The following is a 14,226-nucleotide window of genomic DNA, read 5'->3' as shown; positions in this document are numbered from 1 at the left end:
GTCAGCTCACTCTCACTCTCGGGTCGAGAACGACGACGGCTATGTCGGCGAGGATGGCGCCGATGGCCGTGAGGACGGCGCCGAACGCGGCGATCGCCACGACGCCGTGGACGTCGTTCTTGCCGATGGTGTCGACGAAGTACTTGCCCATCCCGTTCCAACCGAAGATCGTCTCGGTCAGGATCGCACCCGTGAACACGGTCGGGATGGTGAACGCCAGCTGCGTCGCGACGGGGATCAGCGACGGGCGCAGCGCGTGCTTCCGGATCGCCTGCTGCTTCGTGAGCCCCTTAGCCCTGGCGGTCCGCACGTAGTCGGCCTTGATGTTGTCGAGCAGCAGTGACCGCTGCAGCAGGTGGTAGTTGGCGTAGCCGGTGATCACGAGCGCGATGGTCGGCAGTGTCAGGTGCTGCAGCTTGTCGATGATGTAGGGGAAGAACCCGTCCACGTCCTTGCCGCCGGCGCCGGTCACGTAGAAGACCCGCACGCCTAGGGCCTCGTTGAACGAGATGGCGAGCAGCACGATGCCGAGCGCCGCGACCACGATCGGGATGTTCATGGTGACGATCGAGGTGGCCTGACCGATGCGGTCCGCGACCTTGTACTGACGCGATGCGGTGTAGACGCCCAGCGCGATTCCCAGGACCGCTCCGAGGATGGTCGCGCCGATCACGAGCTCACCGGAGATCCACATGCGGTACGCGATCTGGTCGTTGACCGACTGGCCGACCGGGCTCTGACCCCAGTCCCATCGCAGGATGATCCCGGTGAACCAGTCCCACCAGCGCTGGACGAGGGGCACGGTGTCGCTGAGCCCGAGGGGCTCGAGCATCCGCGTCACTTCCTCGGGGGAGAGGGGAGGGCGGCGACCGACGTAATTGCTCCGCGGATCGAGGAACGACCACGCGAGGAAATAGGTGACGTTGGTCGCAACCACGATCATCAGCAGCCAGCCGAGTGAGCGGCGCACGAGATACTTGATCAAGGTGTTGATTCTTTCTCTTTTACAGACGCGCGCGGGATCTGCCGACGCAACGCTGAGCCGGAGGACAGTCAATCACCATCTGCCGATCTGCGCGACACGACACCTGCACTCGAGTGTGACGGAGTCTCGTCACTCACGGAATCCGGTTTCAGGGTCGGCTCCCGGGCAACCTCGGCAGAATATCATCGGATCCGGCGAATCGAGCATCGACAGCGCGTCACCGTAGAATCGTCAGGACATGTCACCACGCGCCCTCTCACCGCTTCAGCCTGCCGCGACGCCTGCGACGCAGATCCGCAACTTCTGCATCATCGCGCACATCGACCACGGCAAGTCGACCCTCGCCGACCGCATGCTCCAGATCACCGGAGTGGTCTCCGACCGCGACATGCGGGCACAGTACCTCGACCGGATGGACATCGAGCGCGAGCGCGGCATCACCATCAAGAGCCAGGCGGTGCGGATGCCGTGGGAGCTCGACGGTCAGACCTTCGCCCTCAACATGATCGACACGCCAGGGCACGTCGATTTCACCTACGAGGTCTCTCGCTCGCTGGCGGCCTGCGAGGGCGCGATCCTGCTCGTCGACGCGGCTCAGGGCATCGAGGCCCAGACGCTCGCGAACCTCTACCTGGCTCTCGAGAACGACCTGCACATCATCCCCGTGCTGAACAAGATCGACCTTCCGGCGGCTGATCCCGACAAGTACGCCAAGGAGCTCGCGTCGCTCATCGGAGGCAAGCCCGAGGACGTGCTTCGCGTGTCGGGCAAGACCGGCGTGGGAGTCGAGGACCTGCTCGACCGTCTGGTCCAGGAGATCCCGGCGCCCGTCGGCGACGCCGAGGCGCCGGCACGCGCGATGATCTTCGACTCCGTCTACGACGCCTACCGCGGCGTCGTCACCTACGTGCGCATGGTCGACGGCAGCCTCTCGCCGCGCGAGCGTATCCAGATGATGTCGACGGGCGCGAACCACGAGGCGCTCGAGGTCGGTGTGTCGAGCCCCGAGCCCACCCCCACCAAGGGACTGGGCGTCGGAGAGGTGGGCTACCTCATCACCGGTGTGAAGGACGTGCGCCAGTCCAAGGTCGGCGACACGATCACGAACGCCCGCAGGCCGGCATCCGAGGCCCTCGCCGGGTACACCGATCCCAAGCCGATGGTGTTCTCGGGCATCTACCCGATCGACGGCAGCGACTATGCGGAGCTCCGCGAGGCGCTCGACAAGCTGAAGCTCTCCGACGCCTCTCTGCAGTACGAGCCCGAGACATCGGTCGCGCTGGGCTTCGGCTTCCGCTGCGGCTTCCTCGGCCTGCTGCACCTCGAGATCATCACCGAGCGGCTCGCCCGGGAGTTCGGGCTCGACCTCATCACGACGGCGCCGAGCGTGATCTACGAGGTGCTGACGTCGGACACGGGGGAGACCGTCACGGTCACGAACCCCAGCGAGTACCCCGACGGGCGCATCGGCTCGGTGTCCGAGCCCATGGTCAACACGGCCATCCTGCTCCCGAAGGACTACGTCGGCACCGTCATGGAGCTGTGCCAGTCACGCCGAGGCACGCTCCTCGGGATGGAGTACTTCTCGGAGGAGCGCGTCGAGCTGCGGTACACCATGCCGCTCGGTGAGATCGTCTTCGACTTCTTCGACCAGTTGAAGTCGAAGACTCAGGGCTACGCATCGCTCGACTACGAGCCGGCGGGGCAGCAGGAGGCCGACCTCGTGAAGGTCGACATCCTCCTGCAGGGCGACAAGGTCGACGCCTTCAGCTCGATCGTGCACCGCGACAAGGCCTACGCCTACGGCACGCTCATGACAGAGCGCCTGCGGAAGCTCATCCCTCGGCAGAACTTCGAGGTGCCGATCCAGGCGGCGATCGGTGCGCGGATCATCGCCCGCGAGACCATCCGCGCGCTCCGGAAGGACGTGCTCGCCAAGTGCTACGGCGGTGACATCAGCCGGAAGCGCAAGCTCCTCGAGAAGCAGAAGGAGGGCAAGAAGCGCATGAAGATGGTGGGCCGTGTCGAGGTTCCGCAGGAGGCGTTCATCGCCGCGCTCTCCGGCGACGTCGAGGGCAAGGACAAGAAGTAGGTGGCGCTGCCGCGGTACGAGCGCGGTCTCACCAGGCATCCGCTCGGCGATGTGCCTCGCGGACTGCGCGGTGCCGAGCGGTCAGTCCCCGTTCCCGAATACGCGAGGGATGCCGTCGCCGCACTCATCACGTCATGGGAGTTCAAGCGGCGGGCGGGGTTCGACACTCCCGTGGAGGAGCCGCGGGCCGGGAGCGAGGGAACCCTCGCGAAGCGCGTGCTCGGCGTCCGCTTCGCCGAGCCGATCCGGGTCGTCTGGGCCGACGCGCACGGGTTCGGGTACGAGACGAGGCCCGGCCACCCGATCTACGGCGAGGAGTCCTTCGTCCTCGACGGCGGGGTCTTCACCGCGCGGTCGGTCTCGCGGCCGTCCACCCCGTTCTGGTGGATGCTGACGCCGGCGCTGCGAGTCATGCAGCGCTCCGTGTTCGACCGCTACATCCGCACCGTCGAGACAGCGATCCACGAAGCCCGGAGGCACCGTCCAGGCGACCCCGGGTAGGCTGGTCGGCATGCGGCGCGGGACTTTCCGAGACGACACGGTTGACTATGCGGCTGTGGGTGCGACCCATGCGCCCGATCTGATGCAGTATCCGCCGGAGCGCAGCATCCCCGCCGAGAACTCGTGGCGCATCGGCAGCGGTGAGGAACGGTTCCAGACAGCCGGTGAGGCGCTCCTGTCGTGGACGGCGCAGCGCGCGTCCGGACTCAGCATCGAAGACGTGCGACCTGCCCCGGGGCCGGCGTACGCGGGTGTCAGCTTCGACGCCGAGGGCACTCCGATCGCTCCGAGCAAGAACGAGGTCGAGCAGCGGTTCGACGCGGAGGGCACGCCCTTCGTCGGTCCTGGCATGACCCTGCGCCTGCGCGGACGCGTGGCGAACATGCACGCCGACGCGGAACTGCGCGTCATCTCGGTCACCGAGGAGAAGCGCCGCATCGGCTTCGTGCTCGGCACGGTCGGCGGCTCGGTCGTGCGCGGCGAGGAGTCGTTCGACATCGACTGGCGTGACGACGACGAGGTGTGGTTCACCGTCCGCGCGTTCGACGCGCCGAACTCGCTGCTCTACCGCCTGGTCCCGGCGCTCGTGAAGCGGCGCCGCCGCGAGCTGTTCGCCCGCTACCTGCGGGCCATCTCGCCGCTGTACGCGACCCCCGTCTGATGGCCGGTCCCCTTCCCCTCGGAGATCCCGCCCCCGCTGACGGACGCCTTCCCGCCGACCTGCCGATCGACACTGCCGTGCCCTTCTCGGCGTACCTCCACATCCCGTTCTGCAGCGTGCGGTGCGGCTACTGCGACTTCAACACCTACACGTCCAGCGAACTGCGCGGTGCCAGGCAGGAGGACTACGCCTCGACGCTGATCGGCGAGATCGCGCTCGCGCAGCGCGTGCTGTCCGACGCCGACGCGCTGCGGCCGATGGACACCGTCTTCTTCGGCGGCGGAACGCCCACCCTGCTCCCCGCCGGAGATCTGGCGCGCATGCTCGGGGCAGCGACCTCCGCCTTCGGACTCGCCGACGGTGCCGAGGTGACCGTCGAGGCGAATCCCGACACCGTCACCCCCGAGGTCGCGCGCACGCTCGCGGAGGCCGGGGTGACGAGGCTCTCTGTCGGGATGCAGTCGGCCGTGCCGCACGTGCTCGCCGCTCTCGACCGCACCCACCGACCCGCGAACGTGCGCACCGCGGTGGCGGCGGCAAAGGACGCCGGGCTCGCGGTGAGCGTCGACCTGATCTACGGTGCCCCGGGGGAGTCGCTCGGCGACTGGGAGGCCTCTCTCGATGCCGCGCTCGAACTCGAGTCCGACCACATCTCGGCCTACGCGCTGATCATCGAGGACGGCACGAAGCTCGCGCGGCAGATCCGCCGCGGCGAGGTCCCGATGCCCGACGACGACCTGCAGGCCGACATGTACGAGCTCGCCGACCGGCGCCTCGTCGAGGCCGGCTTCGACTGGTACGAGGTGAGCAACTGGGCGCGGACCCCCGAGCAGCGATCTCGGCACAACCTCGCCTACTGGCGGGGGAGTGACTGGTGGGGCTTCGGTCCCGGAGCCCACAGCCACGTCGCCGGCCTTCGGTGGTGGAACGTGAAGCACCCCGCGGCGTACGCTCAGCGACTCGCGGCCTCCGAGTCCCCGGCGGCGGGAACCGAGCGCCCCGACGCGAGGTCGAGGATGCTGGAGCGCGTCCTGCTGCTCAGCCGCATCCGCGAGGGCATCGCCGTGGACGAGCTGCATGCCGACAAGCGTGCGCGCGTCGCCGGCCTCATCGCGGACGGACTCGTCGATCCCGTCGCGGCCGTGCGCGGCCGTGTGCAGCTCACGCTCCGAGGACGACTGCTCGCCGACGCCGTCGTGCGTGAGCTCACCGACTGATCCGGGTCGTCGACGACCATCGCGATCCGTTCATCGCGGCTCGGTTCAGCGCGCGGAGGCGCACGGCGAGTAGAATTGGCACTCGTAACCGGTGAGTGCCAGACGAGGGGAGTCGCGATGGTCAGTGAAAGAGGCCTGCAGGTTCTCCGTGCGATTGTCCAGGACTATGTCGAGACGCACGAGCCGGTCGGCAGCCGATCCATCGTCGACCGCTACTCGTTCGGCGTCTCGGCCGCCACGATCCGCAACGACATGGCTCTGCTCGAAGACGAGGAGCTCATCGCGGCGCCGCACACCTCCTCCGGTCGCGTCCCGACCGACAAGGGCTACCGCGTCTTCGTCGACCACCTCGCGCAGCTGCGTCCTCTCTCGGGTGCACAGCGCACCGCGATCGAGTCGTTCCTGACCGACCCCGCCGACCTCGACGACCTGATGGCCCGCACCGTGCGGGTGCTCACGCAGCTCACGGGTCAGGTGGCCCTGGCGCAGTACCCCTCGTTCGCGCGGGCCCAGCTCACGCACATCGAGCTCGTCGGCCTGGCGCCGAACCGGCTCCTCGTGGTGCTCGTCACGGATGCGGGCGGCGTCTCGCAGCGCATCGCCCTGCTGCCGGCCGACGTCGACGAATCCGACATGGCCCTTCTGCGGGCGCGGCTGTCGGCGCTCCTGACGGGGCGCGCGGTCAGCGATGCCGCAGAGCGACTGCAAGGGCTGCTCGCCGGTGAGGAGCACGCGAAGGATGCCGTGCTCCGCGCCCTCGCGACAGTGATCGTCGAGGAGCTGGGCACGTTCCGGCAGGAGCGGCTCGTGATGGCCGGCGCCGCGACGCTCGCGAGGCGGGAACAGGACTTCCGCGGCAGCATCCATCCTCTCCTGGAGGCGATCGAGGAGCAGGTGACGCTCATCCGTCTGATGAGCGAGATGGAAGCGGATGCGCAGGGACTCTCCGCGAGCATCGGCACCGAGAACGCGTCGTTCGGCCTCGACGAGGCCTCGATCGTCGCGAGCAACTACGCGGCGCGCAGCGGCACCGCTCGCGTCGGCGTGATGGGGCCGACGCGCATGGACTATCCGAGCAATCTCGCGGCAGCGCGGGCGGTCGCCCGCTACCTGTCGCGACTGCTCGACGAGGACGAGGCCGCCCGCTGACGCGGACGACCAGGACAACACGCAGAAGGGCCATTGTGGCGGACCACTACGAGGTACTCGGCGTCTCGCGCGACGCATCGACCGACGAGATCAAGAAGGCGTACCGGCGCCTCGCGCGCCAGCTGCACCCGGACGTGAACCCGGGTGAGGAGGCGGCGGAGAAGTTCAAACTCGTCACGCACGCCTACGACGTGCTCAGCGATGACGAGTCACGTCGTCGGTACGACATGGGCGGAGGTGACGGCGCCGCGGGCAACTTCGGGGGCTTCGGCGGTTTCGGCGACATCTTTGAGACGTTCTTCGGCGCGGCGCAGGGCGGTGGACGAGGCGCCCGTCCTCGCTCCCGCCGAGAACGGGGCCAGGACGCGCTCGTGCGGGTGACGCTCGATCTCGGCGACGTCGTGTTCGGGGCCCACCGCGACATCGAGGTCGACACGGCCGTGCTCTGCGAGACCTGCAAGGGATCGTGCTGCCAGGAGGGCACCTCGCCCGTCACGTGCGACATCTGCGGCGGCACCGGCCACGTGCAGCGCCAGGTGCGCAGCCTGCTGGGCAACGTCGTGACCTCGCAGCCGTGCGGAACCTGCGAGGGATACGGCACGACCATCCCGTACCCGTGCGGCACCTGCGGCGGCCAGGGGCGCGTGCGCTCCCGCCGCACCGTGTCTCTCGACATCCCGGCGGGTGTCGAGACGGGTCTGCGCCTGCAGCTCCCCGGTTCGGGCGAGGTCGGCAAGGCCGGCGGCCCGAACGGCGACCTTTACGTCGAGGTGACGGTGAACCCGCATCCGGCCTTCAGCCGCGACGGAGACGACCTGCTCGCCACGCTCGAGGTGGCGATGACCGACGCCATCCTCGGTGCCGAGACGACGATCCAGGGTCTGGACGGCGCGGTCGACCTCGAGATCCGTCCCGGCGTGCAGTCGGGCGATGTCCTGACGATCAAGGGGCGGGGTATCACGCCGCTGCGCGGCAGCCAGCGCGGAGACCTCCGCGTCGGCGTGCAGGTGCTGACTCCGACGAAGATCGACTCGGCGCAGCGCGCGCTCATCGAGGACTTCGCCAAGAAGACCAAGGCGCCGGCTCCGCAGCTCGCCCAGTTCCAGCAGGGACTCTTCTCGAAGCTGCGCGACCGCTTCCGCTCGCACTGACCGGGAGAACGCGATGGCACTGCACTTCCTCGTCGAATCCTCGTCGGATGCCGCGGTCGGCGACCTCGTGGCGCTCACCGGCGCAGAGGCCAAGCACGCGGCCGTGGTCCGGAGACTGCGGGTCGGCGAGCAGGTGACGGTCGGCGACGGTCGCGGAGTATGGCTCACGGGGGAGGCCGAGCAGGTGTCGCCGTCCCTGGTCGAGGTGCGCGTGAGCGCGCGTCGGGTGACCGAAGCCCCGAGCCCCAGGCTCGTGCTCGTGCAGGCCCTCGCGAAAGGCGACCGCGACGAGCTCGCCGTGCAGGCGGCGTGCGAGCTGGGGGTCGACGAGATCGTCCCGTGGCAGGCCGGGCGCAGCGTGTCGCGCTGGGAAGGACCGAAGGCGGTGAAGGGTCGGGAGCGCTGGGCGACGATCGTGCGCGAGGCCGCGAAGCAGGCGCATCGCGCGTGGGTGCCCGAGGTCGTGCCGCCCGAGACCACCGAGGACCTCGCCCGCCGCGCGGCAACCCAGCGGGTGGTGCTGCTCGACCCGACCGCCCCGACGCGTCTCTCGGCGCTGGAGCCGGACGGCCGCGACCTCGTGCTCGTCGTGGGACCGGAGGGCGGCATCTCCGGTGACGAGATCGCCACGCTCGAGGCGGCCGGCGCGGAGCGCGCGCTGCTCGGCGACACGGTGCTGCGCACGTCGACCGCCGGCCCCGCGGCGATCGCCGTGCTGTCGGTTGCCCTCGGTCGGTGGTGATCGTCCTCCGGCCGCACGTCGGCCCCGGTCAGTAGACTGGCAGTATGTCCGAGCCCTCGATCTTCACGCGCATCCTCAACGGCGACATCCCTGGTGAGATCCTGCTCGACACCGGGCGGGTCTTCGCGATCCGCGACATCGACCCGCAGGCGCCGCTGCACCTCCTCGTCATCCCCAAGACCGAGGAGTATCGCGACGTCACCGAACTGGCCGCCGGCGACCCAGTGCTCCTCGCCGAGATGGTCGCCGCGGCGAAGCAGCTCGCCGACGAGCACGCGAACGGCGAGTACCGCCTGATCTTCAACAACGGCGCGAGCGCCGCCCAATCCGTCTTCCACGTGCACGCCCATGTGCTCGGCAACATCGAGGAGAACAAGCTCGTTGGCTTCTGACGACGACAACACCACCGACCGCACCGTCACCGAGCGGATCTACGCCGACGGCGTCGCCATGGTGCAGCTGCTCGGTCCGCAGGACCGTCTGCTCCGCATGCTCGAGAAGGAGCACCGCGACGTGCAGGTCCTCGTGCGCGGCAACGAGATCACCCTGACCGGTGCTCCGGATGCCGTGGCCGGCGCGAAGAACCTCGTCGAGGAGTTGATGACCATGACCAAGGCGGGGCACGATCTCGCTCCCGGCGACGTGGAGAGCTCCGCGCGCATGCTGCGGGTCGACGGGGGCCCGCGACCGAGCGAGGTCCTCGGAGAGGCGATCCTGTCGACACGCGGCAAGGTCATCCGCCCCAAGACGCTCGGCCAGAAGGAGTACGTCGACGCGATCGACGAGAACACCATCGTGTTCGGCATCGGCCCGGCCGGAACAGGAAAGACCTACCTCGCGATGGCGAAGGCCGTGCAGGCGCTGCAGCGCAAAGAGGTCACGCGCATCATCCTGACGCGTCCCGCCGTCGAGGCGGGGGAGCGGCTCGGCTTCCTTCCCGGCACGCTGACCGACAAGATCGATCCGTACCTGCGTCCGCTGTACGACGCGCTCAACGAGATGATGGATCCCGAGATCGTCCCTCGTCTCATGGCGACGGGCACGATCGAGGTCGCGCCGCTCGCCTACATGCGCGGACGCACCCTCAATGATTCGTTCGTGGTGCTCGACGAGGCCCAGAACACGACGCCGGAGCAGATGAAGATGTTCCTCACTCGGCTCGGCTTCGGCACGCGCATGGTCGTGACGGGCGACATCACCCAGGTCGACCTGCCCCAGGGGGCTTCCGGTCTCCGGCTGGTCACGCGTGTTCTCGACGGCATCGACGACATCCACTTCGCGCGGCTCACGAGCGACGACGTCGTGCGCCACTCGCTCGTCGGCCGCATCGTCGACGCATACAGCGAGTACGACGAGCGCCGCACGGCGCAGCGGCACGAGCGCGAGCAGGCGGCGGAGTTCGCCAACCGCGCGGAGCGCCGCGGGGCCCAGCGCCCCGGACCCCGTGATCGGATGCCGAAACGAGGCCTCCCCTGATGAAACGAGCACAGGCATGATCGAGATCAACAACGAGTCGGCGATCGACGTCGACGAGACGGTGCTGCAGCGCCTCACCGACCACAACCTCGCGCAGCTGCACGTCAGTCCGGACGCGGAGGTCGCGATCGTCCTCGTCGACGAGGGCGCCATGGAGGCGCTGCACGTGCAGTGGATGGACGAGCCCGGTCCGACCGATGTGCTCAGCTTCCCGATGGACGAGCTGCGACCCGGCACCGAGGATCGACCGACGGCCCCCGGTCTGCTCGGCGACATCGTGCTGTGCCCTCAGGTCGCCGAGACCCAGGCGCAGGCCGCCGGTCACTCACTGATGGACGAGCTCATCCTGCTCACCACGCACGGCCTGCTGCACCTGCTCGGCTTCGATCACGCCGAGCCCGACGAGGAGCGTGAGATGTTTGGCCTGCAGAAGGAGCTCATCCAGAGCTTCGCCGCCGCCGAACGCCGACGATGACCGCAGCTCTCCTGCTCGCCGGCGCGGTCCTGCTCGTCGCCTTCGGCGGTCTGATGGCCGCGATCGACGCCGCCTTCGGCGTCACGTCGCGCACAGATCTCGAGGAGATGGCCGCCGAGGGGCGCAACACGAAGCAGCTCGCGCGCATTGCCGCCGACCCCGACGCGCACGTCAACTCCGTTGCGTTCATCCGCGTGCTCGCCGAGGTGACGGCCGCGGTGCTCGTCACCGTCGCGTTCACGATCCTCATCGAGAACAACTGGCTCGCCATGCTCGCGGCCGCCGTGCTGATGACCGGGATCACGTTCGTGCTCGTCGGCGCCAGCCCCCGCTCGTTCGGGCGCCAGCACGCGGAGGGCATGCTGCGCGCCAACGCCCCGGTCGTGCGCGGTCTGCGCATCATCCTCGGACCGCTCGCGCACGGACTCGTGGTTCTCGGCAACCGCGTCACACCGGGGCGCGGGCGGAGCTCGTTCACCTCGGAGGAGCAGCTGCTCAGCATGGTCGACGAGGCCGCCTCGAACGACCTCATCGAGGCGGACGATCGCGACCTCATCCACTCGGTCTTCGACTTCACCGACCAGTTCGTGCGCGCCGTCATGGTCCCGCGCACCGAGATGGTCACTGTCGACGCCACGGCCACCACCGACGAGGCGATGAACCTGTTCCTGCAGCGCGGGGTATCGCGGATGCCGGTGGTCGACGACGAGGCCGACGACGTCGTCGGCGTGCTGTACCTCAAGGACCTCGTCCAGTTCGCCTATCGCGACGAGAACGCCTGGCGCGCGGCATCCATCCGTCCCATCTCGCGCCCGGCGACCTTCGTCCCCGAGTCGATGCGCGCCGAGACCCTGCTGCAGCAGATGAAGCGGGATGCCGTGCACGTCTGCCTCGTGATCGACGAGCACGGCGGGATCTCGGGGCTCATCACCCTCGAGGACCTGATCGAGGAACTCGTCGGTGAGATCTCTGACGAATACGATCAGGTGTCGGCGGAGGTCGTCGACCTCGGCGAAGGCCGGTACCGCGTGAGCTCCCGGCTCTCGCTGGAGGACGTGGGCGACCTCTTCGGCCTCGAGCTCGAGGACGAGGACGTGGATTCCATCGGCGGTCTGCTCGGCAAGACGCTGGGACAGGTCCCGCAGCCCGGCGCGACCGCCACGGTCGACGGACTCGTGCTGACGGGGGGCGCCTCGCGAGGACGCGGGCGGGGCATCGCGACGGTCTTCGTCGAGAGGGCCGCGCCGACCGCGGAGACATCAGATCCTGAGGGGGAGCGAATCGATGAGTGACAAGACGCGGAGCGGGTTCGTCACGTTCGTCGGGCGGCCGAACGTCGGCAAGTCGACGCTCACCAACGCCCTCGTCGGCGAGAAGATCGCCATCACGAGCGAGAAGCCGCAGACCACGCGGCGGGCGATCCGCGGTATCGTCAACCGGCCGGACGGGCAGCTGGTGATCGTCGACACCCCCGGCATCCACAAGCCGCGCACCCTGCTGGGCGAGCGGCTCAACGACCTGGTCGAGCAGGTGCTGGGCGATGTCGACGTGATCGGGTTCTGCGTCCCCGCCACCGAGAAGGTCGGCCCCGGCGATCGCCGCATCGCCGCGTCGCTCGACGGCTACCCGCGGGCGAAGAAGATCGCGATCGTCACGAAGACCGATGCGGCCTCCCGCGACGAGATCACCGAGCGGCTCATGGAGGCAGACGCCCTTCGCGAGGACTGGCACGCCGTCATCCCGCTCTCAGCGCTCACACGTGATCAGCTCGACGTGCTTTCCGACGAGATCCTGTCGCTCATGCCGAAGGGGCCGGCGCTCTACCCGGACGACATCACGACCGACGAGTCCGACGAGGACCGCCTCGCGGAGATCATCCGCGAGGCTGCGCTGGAGGGCGTGCGTGACGAGCTGCCCCACTCCATCGCGGTCGTGATCGACGATGTGGCGCCCCGCGAGGACAGCGACCTCACCGACGTCCACGCGTCGATCGTGGTCGAGCGCGACAGTCAGAAGGCCATCATCATCGGTCGTAAGGGGTCGCGTCTGCGCGACGTCGGCGCCCGGGCCCGCGCGGGTATCGAGGAGCTCCTCGGCACGCGGGTCTTCCTCGGCCTGCACGTCAAGGTCGCGAAGGAATGGCAGCGGGATCCGAAGCAGCTCGGACGCCTCGGATTCTGAGATGGGCCGCTTGCTGTCCGAGCGGCTCATCATGCCCTCAGGACACAGGGGATGAGTCGCGCCGCTGAGCGCGAGATCCGGAGGAACGACGCGTTCACTGCGGTGTTCGACGCGAACTGGGCTCGCGTCAGACACCATGTCGAGGGTGCTGTCGAGCACGATTCCGAGGTCACGGAGATCGTGTCCGAGGTGTTTCTCCTGGCGTGGACGCGGCTGAATCCCGCCAAGCCGATGGACGGGATCTGGCTGTTGCGGGCCGCCGATCGGGTGCTGCGGGGGCGGTCGGGTCGCACGATCGTGCGTCGCCGAGCGCTCGAGACCGTGCACCGGGGTTTCGCGGCGGACGATCGAGACCCCGACCTCACGCAACGGGCACGGGTGCTGTCTGCTCTGGCGGCCCTCTCCGGCCGTGAGCGGCGTATCATCATGCTGACATATTGGGATGGTCTCGGGGTGGGGGAGATCGCGCAGATGCTGCGGATGCCGCGGTCGCGTGTTCGCAGGATCCTGGGTCGTGCGCGCGACAGGATGCGCTCCGAGCTCGAACGAGAGAAGCGGGCGGGGGATGATGACTGATCACGACGTTCTCGATCGCCTGCTGATGGCCGCCGATCCCGCTCGTACGCCCCGCGACGCCGCGCCCGATGCCGCCGCGCTGCGGCTGCGCGACCGCATCATGCGCGACACCGCGGCTCCGCGTCGCGCGCGTCGTCTCACCCTCACGGTGGCGTCCGGGATCGCCGTCGCGACCGCTGCGGTCGTCGTGGCCGTGAGCGTCCTCATGCCGCAGAGCGAGGCTGAGGCAGTCGGCCCGCAGCCTCTCGACTTCTCGGATGCCGAGTCCCTCGCCGCGACGATCGACGACGCCCAGGCCGCTCTCGCCGACGCCGCGCTCTCCGGCCCGACAGTGCCGGTCCGCACGGTGCGGACGGCGTCCTGGGGCCTCAACATCGACATGGGCACGGGCGAGACGGAGGTCGTGCCGCAGTTCGCGGTCATACAGTGGAATCCCGATCAGTCAGGGCTCACCACGATCGTCAACGGCGTCCCGTACGACCCCGACGATGCGGCGGCCAATCTCTCGGCCGAGGTCAGCAGCACCGGTGAGGTCGCCTACGAGATCCCAATCGAACCGGGCCAGTTCGCGACACCCGTCCCCGAGGTCTTCGGCGACAGTCGAGCCGAGGTGGTGCGTGTCCTGACCGCCCTCGGCATGCCGGAGGAACCGTCGGGAACCGATGTCGTGACGGCGATGACCAGCCTTCTCGGGCAGTGGACGCTCACGGATGCGCAGGAATCCCAGGTGCTCGACATCCTCGCCTCGGCCGACGGCGTGACCGCGCTGGGAACGACGGAGGATCGTCTCGGGCGCCCCGTCGCCGGACTTCGCGTCGTCGCCCCCGACAGGTCCGTCAGCGAGATCGTGCTGCTCTCGCTCGACACGGGCCGCGTCGTCGGAGTGGAACGCACCAACCTCGTCGAACAGGACGTCCTGCCGGCGGGTGTCATCATGTCGTACACGATGTGGGACGTCGACGAGAGCCTCGTGCGGTGAGGCACCCGGCCGACCATCCGCCTGACTGAGAACCACGGAGG

The 14,226-nt window shown here is 68.8% G+C and carries 15 protein-coding genes; 14 read left to right on the top strand and 1 reads right to left on the bottom strand.

The annotated features are described in order from the left end of the window. Position 1: 1 nt before the first annotated feature. Positions 2-985 (bottom strand): ABC transporter permease, encoded by a 984-nt coding sequence (locus RAC69_RS02970; protein ID WP_375084995.1) that lies wholly within the window; start codon positions 983-985, stop codon positions 2-4. Positions 986-1,223: 238 nt separating this feature from the next. On the opposite strand from RAC69_RS02970, the gene lepA reads away from it, so the two are divergent. The 14 genes from lepA to RAC69_RS02900 all read left to right on the top strand — a co-directional run bounded on the left by lepA (position 1,224) and on the right by RAC69_RS02900 (position 14,185). After that, complete coding sequence (lepA, locus tag RAC69_RS02965) at positions 1,224-3,077, top strand: translation elongation factor 4 (RefSeq protein WP_375084993.1); 1,854 nt, start codon at positions 1,224-1,226, stop codon at positions 3,075-3,077. Further along, the gene (locus RAC69_RS02960; RefSeq protein WP_375084992.1) at positions 3,078-3,578 is read left to right on the top strand and encodes a DUF1990 family protein; all 501 of its coding nucleotides are present in this window, start codon (positions 3,078-3,080) and stop codon (positions 3,576-3,578) included. A gap of 10 nt (positions 3,579-3,588) precedes the next feature. After that, a complete protein-coding gene (locus tag RAC69_RS02955; RefSeq protein WP_375084991.1) occupies positions 3,589-4,239 on the top strand; it encodes a DUF1990 family protein in 651 nt (216 codons plus the stop codon). Continuing rightward, positions 4,239-5,456, top strand: a complete 1,218-nt coding sequence (gene hemW, locus RAC69_RS02950) for a radical SAM family heme chaperone HemW (RefSeq protein ID WP_375084989.1) — start codon at positions 4,239-4,241, stop codon at positions 5,454-5,456. Before RAC69_RS02955 ends, hemW begins: the two co-directional genes overlap by 1 nt. A 117-nt stretch (positions 5,457-5,573) precedes the next feature. Continuing rightward, a complete protein-coding gene (hrcA, locus tag RAC69_RS02945; protein ID WP_341934207.1) occupies positions 5,574-6,605 on the top strand; it encodes a heat-inducible transcriptional repressor HrcA in 1,032 nt (343 codons plus the stop codon). Positions 6,606-6,640: 35 nt separating this feature from the next. After that, positions 6,641-7,756: a molecular chaperone DnaJ gene (gene dnaJ, locus RAC69_RS02940; RefSeq protein WP_375084986.1), complete on the top strand. Its 1,116-nt coding sequence runs from the start codon at positions 6,641-6,643 to the stop codon at positions 7,754-7,756. Between the two features lie 13 nt (positions 7,757-7,769). Then, positions 7,770-8,498, top strand: a complete 729-nt coding sequence (locus RAC69_RS02935; RefSeq protein WP_375084984.1) for a 16S rRNA (uracil(1498)-N(3))-methyltransferase — start codon at positions 7,770-7,772, stop codon at positions 8,496-8,498. 44 nt (positions 8,499-8,542) lie between these two features. Beyond that, positions 8,543-8,890 carry an HIT domain-containing protein gene (locus RAC69_RS02930; protein WP_375084982.1) on the top strand — a complete coding sequence of 116 codons (348 nt, stop codon included), beginning with the start codon at positions 8,543-8,545 and terminating at the stop codon, positions 8,888-8,890. A 58-nt stretch (positions 8,891-8,948) separates the two neighbouring features. Next, positions 8,949-9,974 carry a PhoH family protein gene (locus tag RAC69_RS02925; protein ID WP_375085302.1) on the top strand — a complete coding sequence of 342 codons (1,026 nt, stop codon included), beginning with the start codon at positions 8,949-8,951 and terminating at the stop codon, positions 9,972-9,974. A gap of 16 nt (positions 9,975-9,990) precedes the next feature. Continuing rightward, positions 9,991-10,449: an rRNA maturation RNase YbeY gene (gene ybeY, locus RAC69_RS02920; RefSeq protein ID WP_096715539.1), complete on the top strand. Its 459-nt coding sequence runs from the start codon at positions 9,991-9,993 to the stop codon at positions 10,447-10,449. Continuing rightward, complete coding sequence (locus tag RAC69_RS02915; protein WP_375084981.1) at positions 10,446-11,741, top strand: hemolysin family protein; 1,296 nt, start codon at positions 10,446-10,448, stop codon at positions 11,739-11,741. The genes ybeY and RAC69_RS02915 overlap by 4 nt, the downstream gene beginning before the upstream one ends. Continuing rightward, entirely contained in the window at positions 11,734-12,630 is an 897-nt protein-coding gene (gene era / locus RAC69_RS02910; protein WP_375084979.1) for a GTPase Era, read from the top strand. The genes RAC69_RS02915 and era overlap by 8 nt, the downstream gene beginning before the upstream one ends. 51 nt (positions 12,631-12,681) lie before the next feature. After that, positions 12,682-13,206, top strand: a complete 525-nt coding sequence (locus tag RAC69_RS02905; protein ID WP_375084977.1) for an RNA polymerase sigma factor — start codon at positions 12,682-12,684, stop codon at positions 13,204-13,206. Continuing rightward, a complete protein-coding gene (locus tag RAC69_RS02900; protein WP_375084976.1) occupies positions 13,199-14,185 on the top strand; it encodes a hypothetical protein in 987 nt (328 codons plus the stop codon). Before RAC69_RS02905 ends, RAC69_RS02900 begins: the two co-directional genes overlap by 8 nt. Positions 14,186-14,226: the final 41 nt, after the last annotated feature.

Source organism: Microbacterium sp. LS_15, assembly GCF_041954735.1.
Taxonomy (GTDB): domain Bacteria; phylum Actinomycetota; class Actinomycetes; order Actinomycetales; family Microbacteriaceae; genus Microbacterium.
Note: the sequence above shows the minus strand (reverse complement) of the source record. Positions and strands in the feature narration are given on the sequence as shown.